Genomic DNA, 17,179 nt, shown 5'->3' on the forward strand with positions numbered 1-17,179 from the left:
ATAAAGAAGAAAAATGAAAAAGAAGAATTTAATATATATAGCTTTATTGCTACTGTTAACAGGCGGAACATTTACGTCTTGCGATAACTATTTGGATGTGAACACCAATGCCAACTATCCACCAAATGCCAGCTTAGAGAGTCTTCTCCCATCGGCGGAAGCAAGTACTATTGCTCAATTGGGATTAAATGGGCAATTGATAGGGAGTCTATGGAGTCAATATGTTACTCAGGGAAACTCTACCAACCAGTATAATACTACTGTCAATTACAGTCTTAATCAAGAATCATATAATGCTTTCTGGACCAATGCTTATGCCAACACATTACAGGATCTCAAAATTATGATGTCTTTAGCAGAAGAAAAACAAGCTTGGAACTATTGGATTATCGGTAAAGTTTTAACTGCATACAACTATCACGTGCTGACAGATTTATACGGAGATATACCTTTTACTGAAGCATTGGATATAAAAAAATATCCGGCGCCAAAGTATGATGATAGCAAAACGGTTGTATATCCGGGTATTATAGCGATGTTAGATGAGGCTATAGCAAAAGCCCCCAGTGCATCAGGAGGGATGAATCCTCTAATAGAAAAACAAGATTACTTTTTTGGAGGTAATATTGACTCTTGGGTCGCTTTAGCAAAAAGCTTAAAATTAAAAATATATTTGCGTGACTATGAATCGAATAAGACTCAAATAGCAGCCTTAATAAGCCAAGGTGGATTATTTACCGGCGACTTTGCCTTCACTGTATTTGATGATGCAACGAATAAAGGAAATCCTTTATTTGAGTATAATATTCGCCAATTAAATACTAAAGAGAATATACGGGCATGTCATACTTTCCTTGAATTCTTACTTGCAGCAAATGATCCACGTATAGAACAAATCTATGAAATAACTACTGCTGCTAAAGAAGCGATTAAAGAAGGAGAAATTCTTACTACTTATAGACAATTGTATGAAGGTTTGCCTTGCGGAACTAAGCCATCGACGACAGTTGGAGCTTCAGAGGCTGTACCGCTTGTTAATTCGTCAAGATATAAACAAGCATATTCGGATACTACATATTTAATGAATTCAGCTGAAGCTTATTTTATGATAGCAGAAGCCCAAGCAAGAGCAGGAAAAACAACTGAAGCAAAAACAGCATACGATGAAGGTGTAAAACAAGCCTTTGGACGATGGGGTTTTGATGCTACCGACTTCATTAAAGAAGGAGGTGTATATGAATTCAAAAGTTCTTCTTTAAGCACAATGCTAAAATCTATCTTAACCCAAAAATGGGTAGCTGCAGCAAAAGCTAATGCTTGGGATGCTTGGATGGATCGCAACCGTACAGGAATACCTGCAATCAGTGATGCTGAAAAGGTACGCGTAAGTAATACAGCACCCGGACTTGAAGAAGGTTACGAACTAGGGTCTTTAGTCCGCCCGGGGACAACGGTACTACAAGCCAGAGAAATACCTCGTCGGATTCCGGTTCCTAACGTATCGGCACTCTATAATGTAAATGCACCTGCTACAAAACCAACTCAAGAACCATTATGGTGGCAAGTAGCTCAAGGGAATTAATTATAATAGAGCTATGTTTAATTAAATACTCAGTTTTTAAAAGAAAATAATATGAAACAAATAAGATATATTTCAGTCCTGTTATTATTACTCCTAGGATTTGCATCTTGCGAAACATACGGAGACTATGAAATAGAATACTCTTCTATCCATCCTTTGGGAGGAAAGTATAGAGTAATTGTAAAAGATGAAGCCGGAAAACAGGTATATAAAAACTACTGTGAAATTTCTAATACTTCTGATGAATCAAAAACTCAATGTTGGATACGCATTGGTAGTTATTCACTAAGTGGAGCAAATGCTTACTCTATTAATGGCAAAATCAATTGCGACTTATCAACGCTCAGTTTTTCAGGAAGTAATATCGAAAATCTAGCAGGAAATGTTGCTTCTTCAACAAATACATTTACATTGACAGATGGAAAGATTATCTTGAAAGGAGCCACTGCTCCCTCAGGTACTGTTTCCGATTCTATATATTTCACTTTTACGAATTCTCGCTTTCCGGGGAAGACATATACAGCTCAAGGCTATCGTTTCACAGGATGGTCTGAGGATTGATCGTATAGGTTGAAAGTATTAATTAAAAAGGAGACTGAGCGCGCTCCTTACAATTACGCGCTCATCATACAAACACGCTTTTAATGCAGTGATGCGTCAAACTTTAAAGAGACCGAATTCGGTCTCTTCGCTTTTTTATATACTTACAACTATACAAACCTTAAAAAATTGACTAACAAAGCCTCCATTCAGAGATACTCAATTGCTATTTCTTAATCAAATTTTCCATCTCTTAGTAATAATCTAGACACCTTTTTCAGTACCTTTGCCCCAAATTAAATATAAGATAGATTAAGATATGGCCCACTCGTCATTATTAGAAAGACTTGATGCACTGAATATCCGCTTTGAAGAAATAGGCAAACTTATTACAGACCCTGCCGTAATTGCCGATATGAAAAGATACGTCAAACTGAATAAAGAATATCGCGATTTAGAAAAAATAGATATAGCACGTAGAGAATATAAACAACTACTAGCCACCATAGACGAAGCAAAAGATATCCTTGAAAACGAAAATGACTCTGAATTAAGAGAAATTGCAAAAGAGGAAATGGATGCTGCAAATGAACGTATGCCTAAGTTGGAAGAAGAAATAAAGTTTCTTTTGGTTCCGGCCGATCCTCAAGACAGCAAAAATGCAATCATGGAAATACGCGGAGGAACAGGAGGTGACGAAGCCGCTATTTTTGCGGGAGACCTTTATCGTATGTATCAGAAATACTGTGAAGTAAAAGGTTGGAAAACAGAGATCACAAGCGTTACCGAGGGAACTTCCGGGGGATTCAAAGAAATTATATTTACTGTAACTGGCGAAGGAGTATACGGCATTCTAAAATACGAATCGGGAGTGCATCGCGTTCAACGTGTCCCTGCAACCGAAACTCAAGGGCGTGTACATACCTCTGCTGCTACTGTTGCCGTATTACCCGAAGCCGAAGAGGTTGACGTGGAGATAAACCCTGCTGATGTTGAAATGCAGACAGCCCGTTCGAGTGGTGCGGGAGGACAAAATGTAAATAAGGTTGAAACCAAAGTACAGCTAACGCACAAGCCATCAGGTCTGGTCGTTGTATGCCAGCAATCAAGATCTCAATTAGCCAATAGAGAGCTTGCGATGCAAATGTTGAGAACAAAGCTTTATGATATAGAGCTATCTAAATATATGGATGCAATCGCTTCGAAACGTAAGACAATGGTATCGACAGGTGACCGCTCGGCTAAGATTAGAACATACAATTATCCGCAAGGAAGAATGACTGATCACAGAATCAATCTAACCTTATATAACTTATCGGCAGTAATGGATGGAGAAATCCAGCCAATTATAGACCAATTGATAATTGCGGAAAATACCGAAAGGCTTAAAGAAAGCGAAATGTAAAAAATAAAAAGGATTAGAAATAAGACAAAAGCGACTCTAATTTTGAAGATACAAATATGACAAAGCAAGAATTATTTGAGAATATTAAAAGAAAAAAATCTTTCCTCTGCGTGGGGTTAGATACCGATATAAATAAAATCCCTTCTTTTTTATTAGATGAAGAAGATCCTATCTATGCTTTCAACACAGCAATAATAGATGCGACTGCAAAATATTGTGTTGCTTACAAACCGAATGCTGCATTCTATGAAAGCCAAGGGGTAAAAGGGATCGTGGCTTTACACAAAACGATAGAATATATTCGCCTGAGATATCCTGATCAGTTTATTATACTAGACGCTAAACGTGGAGACATAGGCAATACATCGGAGATGTACGCCATGTCTGCATTCGAAGACCTGAAAGCCAGTGCTATCACCGTAGCTCCTTATATGGGAGAAGATAGCGTGAAGCCTTTTATTAAATATGCCAACAAATGGGTTATTCTATTAGCCCTTACGTCTAACAAGGGTTCTTATGATTTCCAGTTGACAGAAGACAAGAACGGCGAGCGTCTTTTCGAAAAGGTACTCAAAAAATCTCAGGAATGGGCAACTGACGAGCAATTGATGTATGTAGTGGGAGCTACACAAGGAGAAATGTTCGCTGATATTCGGAAGTATGCACCTAATCATTTCTTACTTGTTCCGGGTGTAGGCGCACAAGGAGGAAGCCTTGCCGATGTCGTAAAGTATGGTATGAATTCGCAATGTGGATTACTCGTAAATTCTTCTCGTGCTATAATTTATGCAGACAATTCTGTAGACTTTGCTTTTGCCGCTACAGCCGAAGCGAAAAAAGTGCAAGAAGAAATGGCGACATATTTAGCAAAATTAATTTGATCATTTTATTTACGTCTATATATCAAAGCGTCTCTAATCTTTATCTCAAAGAAATAAATATAGTAATATATAGACATACAAATAATAGAACTCCGAAGTTGTTTACAGGAACGGCTTCGGAGTTTTTCTATTTAGATACTTAAGAGGCAATTGAACAGAAAAATAAGCCGACTAAAAAATTAACAAACTGAAACTAAAAAAAATTATATTTTTTTATAAAAAAGATACAACTTTTCCATTCCTTTGTAGCAAATTTCAATAATGAAATTCAGAATAATTGAAGACTAACTCATATAATATTCATTTTAATATTTTCAGCACGTTAACCTAAACAGGCAGATAGATGAAATCGCCTTTAAAGGGGTAGATAACAATGAAATTTACCTTTATATTCTGTAAGAAATAATTAATAAATACTTAATATAATATTGTCTATCTCTTTTGGCTTAACATCTATTTTTGCCTCTGCAATTTGAGATAATTTAAATATAAAGCAAAATTTATGTTAAAGAAGTATTTATTTAAAATTTTCATGTTTCTTACTTTTATGTCCATTTCCTCGCAGAGCGTATGGGCACAAAGTACGCAAGTAAAAGGAACAGTATCCTCAGAAGGATTGCCCTTAGTGGGTGTGAGTGTGTCTGTAAAAGGGACAACCATAGGTACAATTACAGACTTGGATGGGAAGTATACATTAGACGTTCCTAACAAACAGTCTATTATACGCTATTCATTCATTGGATATGAAACAGTGGAACGTGTTGCTGATGCTGGAATTATTAACGTAACCCTTACTGAAAATGCCCAGTCGCTAGATCAGGTTGTAGTACTAGGTTATGGAAGCAATGCCCGCAAACAAGATTTGTCTGCTGCGGTAGGTGTTATCAGCAATGCTGATGAATTAACCGTTCGTCCCGTAAGCTCTACCGAAAATATGCTTCAAGGTCAGTTGGCCGGCGTAACCATTAGCTCAAATGGTGGAGACCCTACTTCTACTCCTAATATCGTAATTCGTGGACAAGGTTCTCAACTAGGAGATAATGTCCTTTGGGTAGTAGATGGCGTTCCGGGAATGCCTATCGCTTCAATGAATGACATTGAATCTATTGTTGTGCTTAAGGATGCTGCATCAGCTGCCATTTACGGAGCTCAATCGGGAGCAGGTGGAGTGGTTTTGGTTACCACAAAAAAAGCAAAGAAAGGCGAACCATCTCTTTCGTATGAAGGTATATTCGGTACACGTCAGGCTACTAATCTCCTTCAATCTTTAACGGCAGAACAGCAAATAGAAATGCGTAAAACCTCTTACAGTAATGCAGGTCTCACATTACCTATTGGTTGGGATATTAGCCGCAACCCATATGTAGGGACCACACGAACCGATTGGATGGATGAAATTTTCAGAACAGCCCCATATCAACGTCACAATGTAGCATTGAATGTAGGAACGGAAAGCTTTAAAAACCGTATATCATTTTCTTCTGACAACGATCAGGGAACATTGATCAATACTTTCAACAAATCAATAAATTTCCGCTACAATGCAAGTATGAAGCTGAATAAGTGGGTAACAATTTCTGAAGATTTTGTTTGGAAAAATACACAAAGGCGAGGAATTGATACAGGAAGCGCTTATTCCGGAGCTATTCTTTCTGCACTATATATGCCTCGTAGTGCTACAGTCTATAATCCTTTAGACGGATCTTATGGAGGAGTTACGACTGAAGACCCTGCTTATATTGCAAAATATGGTTCAAACTTTGCTGATATTCATGGAGACGCCATTAACCCTGTTCGCTTACTACTTGCTGATAATAATTACAACAAAACAAGCAATACATGGACAAATACAACTCTTGAAATTGCGAACATAATAGATGGACTAAAGTTTACCAGCCGCTTTTCATATAATTTGGCAAGTAATTACTATAAGAATTTCACACCTATCCGTGATGAAGTAGGTAAACCAAACATGTCAAATACCCTGAACGAATCTACTTATCGCTCGGATCAGTGGAAAACAGAAAACACACTAACTTATGACGGAATATTTGGCAAACATTCGGTAAGTGGACTCCTGTCTACTACTGCCGATCACTACGACCAACGTGGATTTAGTGTATCAGGAACTGGATTTGCCGACGAATCGGATTTCTTACAATATCTTGCTTTTGCAGGATCTACAACAGCTAAAGATTATCTGAATGGCCCCGATGCGAATGTCTCGCTTATATCACGGTTAGCTTATTCTTACGACGATAGATACTTTGTAACCGGATCGTGGCGTCGCGACTATGCCGGACGTTTACCAAAAGAAAACAATTACGGTGATTTTCCTGCAACAACACTGGCCTGGAAAATTTCGAGCGAAAAGTTCTTTAAGAAAACAGATCTTCTAAGCCTACTCAAGGTACGAGCATCATGGGGACGTGTAGGTAATATATCATCGGTAATTATGAATTACAAATCACTAATCCTCACAAAAGAGGAAAACACAGATAACAATTCAGGGCAATATGGAGTGACTGCTGGCGGCAAATGGGGTACAAGCGTATATAAAAATCTGGCTATTAATCCCGACCTAACATGGGAAACGTCTGAACAAACCGACTTTGGTTTAGATGTCAGTATGTTTAGAGATCGCTTAGCCCTATCACTCGATTATTTTGACAAAAGAACCTTCAACCTGATTCAAACTCAATCGATGGATTGGCCTACAACAATGGGGTTACAAGCGATGAAAGTCAATCAGGGAGAAGTGCGTAATAGAGGATTTGAAATACAGGCCAACTGGGCTGACCATATCAACAAAGACATGTCTTACTTCGTGTCAGGCAACTTCTCTACTTTGAGAAACTGGGTATCTGATATAGGTGTGAAAAATGCAGACGGAACACCGGGGGTATGGACAGATAATACTACATTCCGAAATCTTCCTTATTTGTATCAAACTGCGCAAGGACAGCCTTTGAATTCTTATTTCTTAATAAAGACGGACGGAATTTTCCAAAGCGATGCAGAAGCCGCAGCGTATGTAGACAAAGACGGAAAACGTATTCAACCAAATGCTGTAGCCGGAGACCTGAAGTTTGTAGACTATAATAATGATGGAGTAATCAACACTGCCGACCGTCAATATTGTGGCAGTGCAATACCTAAAACAACATTTGCTTTCACTCTGGGCTTCACTTACAAGAAAGTATCATTGAGTGCTATGTTCCAGGGTGTAGGTGGTGCACAATCGTTATACGTAGGTAAATACATGACTTTAAGTGATGTTGAAGGCAACTTTAACCGCTCAAACGAAATATTGAATGCATGGAGTCCGACAAACACATCATCAAATATACCTCGTTTATCAAAATCAGACCCTAACGGTAACTTTGCTACTGCGTCAGATTGGTATTTGGAAGATGCTTCGTATGTGCGCTTCAAGAACTTGACTATTTCTTATGACTTGAGCAGCATACTCCGCAAATCATCTCACCTAGCCCAACGCAACAGCAATATGTCTGTTTATGTGAGTGGAGAGAATTTGTATACATTCACCAACTACTCAGGAATGGACCCTGAAACAGGAGGATGGGATGCAATTAAATACCCGGTATCCAGAGTTCTATCTTTAGGAGTAAAACTTACATATTAAAATAATATTCAATACTAATTAAATAAACCGGCAGATCATTCTAATTACAGATTTGCATTAATAATCAACGTATATGGATAGCAAAAAAATTATAATTGCATTAGTCTTATTTGTTCTGGCTTTTAGTTCCTGTTCCGACTTTTTGGATGTTCAATCGGAAGGGAATCCTACTACCACTTCTTACTTTAAGAACGACCAGCAGGCTATAGATGCAATAACAGCTTTATATAAACCTCTTCACAGAGAAACATCATATGGTCGTGACCTATTTTGGGAACAAGGCGCTGCATGCGATATCGTTTGGGGACGTACACGTGGTTTTCCTACACTGGCTACTTTTGCTTATACAGGAGATGAAAGTCCTTTGAACAATAACTTCACTCTATTTTATGAAAATATTGCTTATTCCAACTGGGTAATTCAGGAGCTATTGAAAAAACAAAAGAGTACAACCCTAAGCAGTATCGAAACACGAAGCTTGGGTGAAGCATATTTTATGCGTGGAATGTCTCACTTCGTTATGGCATACAGATATGGTACCAACGAACAGGGAGCACCATTTGTTCGCTACGAAGATTTTCCGAGCGGTTATGATAACTCTATCCCTCCGCAACAAGCATCTGTTGTAGATAACTACAAGTACATTATTGAAGATATGGACAAAGCAATAACTTATCTTCCAAAATTTGAGGCATACGCCGACGAAGACAAAGGTCGTGCACATCAGGCTGCTGCAGTAGCTTACAAAGCTAAGGTTTATGCTTATTGGGCAACATGGGACGAAACCCAATGGAAGAATGTAATAGATATGGTAAATTCGTTGGAAACAAATTACGGACGTGCACTAGCTCCTACATTCGCCGAAGTATTTTCTTCCGATTTTTCTAAATTCTGGAATAGTGAATATATCTGGTCTATCCCTTCGGATGGTGGAGCAAACGGTGGTGGTAGTGAGTTTCCAGGAGTTGTTCTCGAAAACAAAGGTTGGGGTATCTTTAATGGTTGGGGACAGAACAAACCATCATACGATATTTATGAAGAAATGTTGAAAGATGGAGTAGGAAACGATCGTCTGAAACGTTCTATCCTTGAATACAATCAGGAGTTCGAGTTCTGGGGTACAACTCGCAAATTCTACTCAACATCAGATATAGAAGCCGGGTTTATGATTAATAAATACATGGACCCGTTCAAATATGCAAATGCGTCTGAAGCCGGTTATGTGAATACAAGTGGAGACTGGCCTACTGCCCGTATCAATTTTCCACTTATCCGCTTTGCCGAAATGCTTCTATTCCGTGCCGAGGCTTATCTGATGACCAATCAGGCGGATAAAGCCAAAAAGGATATTGATGCAGTACGTCAAAGATCAAATCTTGCCCTTCTCGATCATACACCAACAATGGCTGATTTGTATCATGAGCGTCGTTGTGAGCTGGCCTTTGAATTCACAGACCACTTGTTTGATTTGAAACGCTGGAATCGCTCTTCGAATGCAACTATTAAGGCTTTAGCTAACAAAGAGTTGAATTCTCATCCACGTGTACGTAAATATGCTGATCGCGCGAACCCTGAATCAACATTTGAAATCGCAGATTATCAAGATTATAAGATAAAGAATCCATATCAGGATTATATGATGGTATTTCCTTATCCGGCAGTTCAAGTTACCAAATCGAATGGTAAGCTGACACAAAATAAAGGATATCAATGATCTTTTTGAACAAGAGCAATATTATCGATTGACAAGCTCTTCAATAATTTAACAAGCAAGGCAATACGAGAAAATAATATTTTCGGCTATTGTCTTGCTTTATTTTAAATCCGAAACTCAATTCGGAAACACCTCTACTCTACCCTACCCAGCGACCTTATAGGAACTTCACAAGACTCCGCAAAATCTTTATAAAATCTTTATACCGCATCTATTTTCTTTACAAAATCCTTACAACTTTCACTATAGCTTTGTATCGTACTTAAAATGAATATAAAATATGGAAATAACTTATATCATCGGAGCAATTATAGCTATCCTCATTCTAGGATATCTCATTTATGTATTAATAAAACCCGAAAAATTTTAATGATAATTGATATGGAAATCAATGATTATATACAAATCTTCCTTTTTCTATTTTTGCTTACAGCGTTGACACCTATATTGGGTTCATTTATGGCCAAAGTATTAAATGGAGAGAAAAATATATTAACTCCGATATTTAGCAAACCAGAGAAGTTAATATACAAAATATGCGGAGTAGATACAAACCTATCAATGAATTGGAAGAAATACACCATGGCATTGTTACTATTTAACCTGATAGGATTTCTCTTCTTATTCTTAGTATTAGTAACTCAGCAATGGCTACCATTAAATCCTCAGCAGATAGGGAATATGAATTGGCACACAGCATTTAACACTTCGGTGAGCTTTATAACCAATACCAATTGGCAATCATATTCGGGAGAAACTGGTCTGAGCTATTTCAGCCAAATGATAGGACTTACAGTGCAAAACTTCCTAAGCGCAGCAACAGGGATTGCTGTTTTGACGGCACTAATACGTGGAATAAAAGGGAAGACAACAGATATACTCGGTAATTTCTGGGTAGACATTACCCGTTCTACACTCTATATCTTACTTCCTTTATCCATCCTACTTGCAGTCTTATTGGCTGGACAAGGAGTAATCCAGAATTTTGATAGTTACACCCATGTCACAACCCTACAAGGAAATACACAAGTTATACCACAAGGTCCCGCAGCATCTCAGATTGCTATCAAACAGTTGGGAACTAATGGAGGAGGCTTCTTTGGGACAAATAGTGCCCATCCGTTTGAAAACCCGACACCTTTTTCCAACTTTCTGCAACTTTTATCCATTTTGCTTATCCCTGCAGCTTTGACATACACTTACGGAAAAATGGTGAAATCACAAAAACAAGGCTGGGCGATATTTGCAGCTATGTTTATTTTATTGGGAGCAGGCCTTTTTGTCTCTTTATATTCCGAATTTCACCAATCGGACGTCTGGCACAATATGGCTTATATGGAAGGGAAAGAAACTCGTTTTGGAATAACAAATAGTGTGCTGTGGTCAACAGTCACAACTGCAGCATCTAATGGATCGGTTAATGCTATGCATGACAGCCTCACTCCTCTTTCGGGAATGGTAGCCATGATAAATATGATGTTGGGTGAAGTCGTTTATGGCGGAGCTGGTGCAGGCTTATATGGTATTGTCATATTTATTATACTCACTGTATTTATTGCAGGCCTCATGGTTGGCCGTACTCCTGAGTATTTGGGTAAAAAAATAGAAGCTTTTGAAGTGAAAATGGCTCTCATAGCAATACTTAGCCCTTCTATTGTTATTCTATTATTTTCAGCTATTGCATGCTCTATTCCGCAAGGACTGTCGGGACTGAATAATGGAGGCTCACACGGATTATCAGAAATACTTTATGCCTTTACTTCTGCCGCAGGCAATAATGGTAGTGCCTTTGCCGGACTCAATGCATCTACAGTTTTCTATAATCTCCTGATAGCTTTGGGGATGCTTATCGGACGGTTCGGTATTATCATTCCTGTGCTTGCGATAGCAGGAAGCCTTGCTCGAAAGAAAATCATCCCGGTGTCTCAAGGGACGTTCCGAACTGATAATCTATTGTTTGTTGGATTACTCATATCAATTATTATCATTGTTGGAGGTCTGACATTCTTCCCTGCTTTATCGTTAGGGCCAATTGTAGACCATATCCTAATGCAAAACGGAGTTCTATTTTAAAAACAACAGAATAATGAAAAATCAAAATAAAAGTTTCTTAGATAAAAAGATATTGATAGAGGCTATCAAAAGATCCTTTATCAAATTAAATCCGAATTTATTAATCAAAAATCCGGTTATCTTTATTGTTGCTATCGGAGCTTTGCTTACAACCATCATTGTTTTTGAAGGAACAATAGACGGAGTATTTTCTACTTTCAACTTACAAATAGCAATATGGTTATGGATAACCGTTTTATTCGCTAATTTCTCGGAAGCTATTGCCGAAGGGAGAGGCAAAGCTCAGGCAGAGAGTCTGAAAGCCAATCGTTCCCGAACTAAAGCCCGCCTTCTGAAAGATGGAAGGGAAGAAATTGTAGCTGCCGAAAATTTGAAAAAAAATGATGTTGTAATCTGCGAAACCGGGGATATTATTCCATCCGATGGCGAAGTCATAGAAGGAATAGCAACCGTAGATGAGTCGGCAATAACCGGAGAATCTGCTCCTGTAATCCGAGAAAGCGGAGGCGACCGAAATGCAGTAACGGGAGGAACAAAGGTATTAAGCGATAAGATTATTATTAGAATAACCTCCGATGCCGGAAATACATTTATCGACAGGATGATCGCGTTAGTGGAAGGAGCTAAACGGCAGAAAACACCAAACGAGATTGCTTTAACTATTTTACTTTCGGGACTTTCTATTGTTTTTCTTCTTGCAGTGGCCACACTACCTTCTTTTTTCGGTTATAGTCTACATGCATCAGGGCTACCGCAATCAAACAATTTGAGCTTGCCCGTACTAATTGCCCTTTTGGTCTGCCTTATCCCTACCACTATCGGAGGATTGCTGAGCGCAATTGGTATAAGTGGTATGGACAGACTTATGAAGCATAATGTAATAGCGACCAGCGGACGTGCAATAGAAGCCGCAGGTGATGTGGATGTTTTACTATTGGATAAAACAGGGACAATCACTTTGGGAAATCGTATGGCAACCAATTTTATTCCCGCCGAAGGTGTAAGCTTAAATGAAATAGCCAATGTGGCACAACTATCTTCTCTGAGTGATGAAACACCGGAAGGTCGTTCGATTGTAGTTTTGGCTAAAGAGAAGTTTAATATTCGGGGGCGTGACCTTGCGGGAATAGAAGCGGAATTTATCCCTTTCACCGCACAAACCCGAATGAGCGGTGTAGACATAACTGTTGATGGCAAGATACAAAAAATAAGAAAAGGCTCTGTAGATGCGATACGTTCTTTCGTTTTTAATAATAACGGATTCTTCCCTGAAGATATAAAACAGAAGTCAGATGAGTTGTCACAACAGGGAGCTACTCCTCTGATAGTAGCAAGAGATAACAAGGTGCTAGGCATTATACACCTGAAGGACATTGTGAAAGGGGGTATTAAAGAACGCTTTACCCAATTACGAAAAATGGGAATAAAAACAGTGATGATTACCGGAGACAACCCGTTAACCGCTGCCGCCATTGCAGCAGAAGCCGGAGTAGATGATTTTTTGGCTGAAGCAAAGCCGGAAGATAAACTTAGAAAGATAAGAGAAGAGCAATCGAACGGTCATTTAGTGGGAATGATCGGTGATGGCACAAATGATGCTCCTGCTCTTGCCCAATCGGATATTGGCATAGCTATGAGTAGCGGCACACAAGCGGCACGGGAAGCCGGAAATATGGTCGATCTGGATAGTAACCCGACTAAGCTGATAGAGGTAGTCGAAGTAGGGAAACAATTACTTATGACCCGCGGAGCGTTAACCACATTCAGTATCGCCAATGATGTAGCTAAATATTTTGCAATCATTCCGGCAATAGGGGTTACATTATATGCCGGAATATCAGGTAAAGGGGCATTGTCCGTATTAAATATTATGGGTTTGTCTTCTCCCGAAAATGCAATTTTAAGTGCAATTATATTCAATGCCATTATAATTATATTTCTGATACCTCTGGCTCTGAAAGGAGTAAAATACAGAGCTGAATCACCATCTAAATCTCTACTCCGTAATCTTTGTATTTATGGGCTTGGTGGTATTGCAACACCATTTATTGGAATCAAACTAATAGATATGTTATTACAAATATTCTGAACAAAAATGAAAAGTCAATTAATTATATCATTAAAAATATTGGGAATAATGACTCTGCTTTTAGGCGTTATTTATCCTTTGTTCATAACCGGAATTGCTCAATTAGCTTTTTCGTCAAAGGCAAATGGATCATTAATTGAAGTCAACGGCATATTGCGAGGTAGTGAACTAATTGGTCAAAAAACAGATACAGTGATCTATTTCAATCCCCGACCATCAGCAACAGATTATAACACGCTGGCATCGGGAGGTTCGAACCTCAGCCTGACAAGTAAGAAGCTATACGAACTTGTGCGATTGCGAAAAACAGACATCACAACAAAGAATAAATTATCTAATGAAACCATCGTCCCAGAAGACTTGCTATTCGCTTCAGCTAGTGGATTAGATCCGCATATCTCGCCCGAGGCAGCAAAGATACAAATACAACGTATATCTGAAGCCCGAGGGTTTTCGGAAGGACAAAAGCAAAAACTAAACATGCTAGTAGATAAACTGACAGAGTCACCTCAATTTGGTATATTGGGATGCAAGAGAGTAAATGTTTTTATGCTAAATTTGGAACTGGATAAGTTGAAATGAAAATGAAAGAAAATCGTCCTGATCCTGATAAGCTTTTAACTTCGATAAATCAGGAAGAGGAAACCAAGAAACGTGGGAAGTTGAAGATATTTTTCGGAATGTCACCCGGTGTAGGCAAAACCTATTCGATGCTACAAACGGCACATATAGACTTGTCTAAAGGAGTTGATGTGGTGGTAGGATATATAGAGTCTCACAACCGACCGGAAACAAGTGCCCTACTAGAAGGTCTCGAAATTATCCCCCGTACAAAAATAGAATATAAAGGAACATCTCTTGAGGAGATGGATTTGGATGCCATTATTTTGAGACATCCTTATCTGGTTTTGGTAGATGAGCTTGCACATACCAATGCAGAAGGAAGCCGCCATGCAAAACGTTATCAGGATATACAAGAGTTACTCGACAATGGTATAAATGTATACACTACTGTCAATATCCAACATCTGGAGAGTAGAAACGATACCGTAGCCCAGATAACAGGGGTAACCGTTAAAGAGACCATTCCGGACGAGCTGTTTGAAATGGCGGATGATGTGGAGTTGATAGACATTACCCCAAATGTTCTTCTCGACCGTTTAGCAGAAGGCAAGATATACGCTTTACCGGAATCGAGAGAAGCCGCAAAAAACTTTTTCAGGAAAGGAAATATAACCGCATTGCGTGAAATGTCGCTCCGCCTTGTTGCCGACAGGGTAGATAAACAGCTTAAATCTTACATGCAGCAGAAACAAATAGCTGGTCCGTGGAAGTCGGGGTTGCATCTGCTGGTTCTTGTAGGGCCAAGTAAATCTTCTGCCAAGCTGATACGATGGGCAAAAAATTTATCATATACGATGGGTGCAGACCTCGTCGCTTTGCATGTGGAAAACACACAGGTATTAAATGAAGAGCAACAAGAACAATTGTCTAAAAATATTGATCTTGCCCGAGAGTTTGGTGCAGAAGTAATAATAACCTCAGGAAGCGACCTCGTTTCCACAACACTGGATATTGCACATAAAGAAAATATTACACACATTATTATTGGTAAATCGGGCAAACAGAGTTTCTTTTCATCGCTATTCTCACGTGACAACTTTGTAAATCGGTTACTGAAAGAAAGTGGAGAAATAGACATTTACGTTATAGAACCGGGATTTGAAGCAAAACAATATAAAAGAAAGTTAGTTTCTTATCCGGATTTTTCATCGTCATACAAACATTACATCATAGCTTTTATAGCCGTATTGGCTACTGTTTTGCTTTGCTTGCCTATTGTTAGGGAGACAGGGTATCAGTCGATATCTTTTATTCTACTATTTGTAATCCTCATCCTATCGATGTTTTTCCGCTTAGGTCCTATCATGATGGCTTCGGCTGTAAGCGCAGTAGCATGGGATTTCTTTTTCATAACACCCCAATATACATTAAAGATAACTCAACCCGAGGATTTACTCGCATTCTGTATGTTCTTTGCGGTAGCATTAGTGACGGGAACGCTAACAGCTAAAGTACGTAAACAGGAACGATTGACACGCAAAAGAGCCGAGAAAACAAATGCTTTGTTTCACCTGACGAAACAACTTGCAAATGCAGAAAACACAAAAAAAATCTTAGAGGTTTCTAAAGAAGATATAAACAACTATTTTGGTGTAGATGCATATTTTCTTCTTCAAGATGGAGAAGGCAGATTAAAGAAAAAACAACAAAATGCGAAGCCGGGAGACTTTACGGAATCGGAATATAGTATTGCACAATGGGTTTTCAAACATTCCAAAAAGGCAGGAAAATATACTGACACTCTTTCTTTAAGTGAATATACTTTCTATCCTCTGAAAGGTATGAAAACGAAAGCGGGAGTTGTTGCGATAAAACCTAAAAAGAAATTTAACGGAGAGACTGAGCTATTTTGGGATACATTCCTTACACAGATATCGAATACGTTGGAGCATCATGATCTTGCTCAACAAGCAAAAAAAGCAAATCTGCTTGACGAATCAGATAAGTTGTACAAAACACTGTTCAACTCTATATCTCATGAGCTAAGGATTCCGATTGCTACAATTATGGGAGCATCGGACACTCTCCTAGCCGACTCACATCCGGAAAAAGTACGGAAGGAGCTATACAATGAGATACTAACAGCATCGGGACGGCTGAACCGTCTGGTAGAGAATCTATTGAATATATCGCGTCTCGAAACAGGGAAGATAACATTGCATACCGACTGGTGCGATATGAATGATCTGTTTAACAAAGTAACAGATAATCTACGAGACGAACTGAAACCTTACCGCTTGGATATTGTTGTGCCGCAAACAATGCCTTTAGTCAAACTCGATTTCGGGTTAATGGAACAGGTATTGCATAATTTGGTTTACAATTCGTGTAAATACTCAACCCCTGGAACATCAATCCGATTAAAATCTTTCTATGATAATGAATATCTGATTATTCAGGAAATGGATCGGGGACCCGGTTTTCCTCCTGACACACTCCCTTTTGTCTTCAATAAGTTCTTCAAAACAGAACATAAAACAACAGGAGGGTTGGGCTTGGGGCTATCTATTGCGAAAGGATTTGTGGAAGCTCATAAAGGAACAATAAGTGTAGAAAACAGGCAGAATGGAGGGGCACGTTTCACTATAAAAATACCGACAAAAATATCTTACATAAACGAATAAG

The 17,179-nt window shown here is 38.8% G+C and carries 11 protein-coding genes; all 11 read left to right on the plus strand.

The features are described 5' to 3' along the window. Window positions 1-13 precede the first annotated feature (13 nt). The 11 genes from E4T88_RS16260 (at window position 14) to E4T88_RS16310 (ending at window position 17,178) form a co-directional block, all read left to right on the plus strand. Window positions 14-1,582 carry a SusD/RagB family nutrient-binding outer membrane lipoprotein gene (locus E4T88_RS16260; RefSeq protein ID WP_135107296.1) on the plus strand — a complete coding sequence of 523 codons (1,569 nt, stop codon included), beginning with the start codon at window positions 14-16 and terminating at the stop codon, window positions 1,580-1,582. A gap of 51 nt (window positions 1,583-1,633) precedes the next feature. After that, window positions 1,634-2,143 carry a lipid-binding protein gene (locus E4T88_RS16265; protein WP_135107298.1) on the plus strand — a complete coding sequence of 170 codons (510 nt, stop codon included), beginning with the start codon at window positions 1,634-1,636 and terminating at the stop codon, window positions 2,141-2,143. Between the two features lie 298 nt (window positions 2,144-2,441). Then, entirely contained in the window at window positions 2,442-3,527 is a 1,086-nt protein-coding gene (gene prfA, locus E4T88_RS16270; RefSeq protein ID WP_135107300.1) for a peptide chain release factor 1, read from the plus strand. Between the two features lie 56 nt (window positions 3,528-3,583). Then, complete coding sequence (gene pyrF, locus E4T88_RS16275; RefSeq protein ID WP_135107302.1) at window positions 3,584-4,408, plus strand: orotidine-5'-phosphate decarboxylase; 825 nt, start codon at window positions 3,584-3,586, stop codon at window positions 4,406-4,408. A gap of 502 nt (window positions 4,409-4,910) precedes the next feature. Then, complete coding sequence (locus E4T88_RS16280) at window positions 4,911-8,054, plus strand: SusC/RagA family TonB-linked outer membrane protein (RefSeq protein ID WP_438503331.1); 3,144 nt, start codon at window positions 4,911-4,913, stop codon at window positions 8,052-8,054. A gap of 73 nt (window positions 8,055-8,127) precedes the next feature. Then, a complete protein-coding gene (locus E4T88_RS16285; protein ID WP_135107304.1) occupies window positions 8,128-9,768 on the plus strand; it encodes a RagB/SusD family nutrient uptake outer membrane protein in 1,641 nt (546 codons plus the stop codon). 280 nt (window positions 9,769-10,048) lie between these two features. Then, the gene (gene kdpF, locus E4T88_RS16290; RefSeq protein WP_006844131.1) at window positions 10,049-10,138 is read left to right on the plus strand and encodes a K(+)-transporting ATPase subunit F; all 90 of its coding nucleotides are present in this window, start codon (window positions 10,049-10,051) and stop codon (window positions 10,136-10,138) included. Window positions 10,139-10,149: 11 nt separating this feature from the next. After that, window positions 10,150-11,841 carry a potassium-transporting ATPase subunit KdpA gene (gene kdpA / locus E4T88_RS16295; protein WP_185146754.1) on the plus strand — a complete coding sequence of 564 codons (1,692 nt, stop codon included), beginning with the start codon at window positions 10,150-10,152 and terminating at the stop codon, window positions 11,839-11,841. A gap of 13 nt (window positions 11,842-11,854) precedes the next feature. Further along, window positions 11,855-13,930, plus strand: a complete 2,076-nt coding sequence (gene kdpB / locus E4T88_RS16300; protein ID WP_135107308.1) for a potassium-transporting ATPase subunit KdpB — start codon at window positions 11,855-11,857, stop codon at window positions 13,928-13,930. A 6-nt stretch (window positions 13,931-13,936) separates the two neighbouring features. Beyond that, window positions 13,937-14,512, plus strand: a complete 576-nt coding sequence (gene kdpC / locus E4T88_RS16305) for a potassium-transporting ATPase subunit KdpC (RefSeq protein WP_135107310.1) — start codon at window positions 13,937-13,939, stop codon at window positions 14,510-14,512. A 2-nt stretch (window positions 14,513-14,514) separates the two neighbouring features. Continuing rightward, the gene (locus E4T88_RS16310; protein ID WP_167755474.1) at window positions 14,515-17,178 is read left to right on the plus strand and encodes a DUF4118 domain-containing protein; all 2,664 of its coding nucleotides are present in this window, start codon (window positions 14,515-14,517) and stop codon (window positions 17,176-17,178) included. The last annotated feature ends 1 nt before the right edge of the window (window position 17,179 follow it).

Source organism: Dysgonomonas mossii, from assembly GCF_004569505.1.
Classification (GTDB): Bacteria; Bacteroidota; Bacteroidia; order Bacteroidales; family Dysgonomonadaceae; genus Dysgonomonas.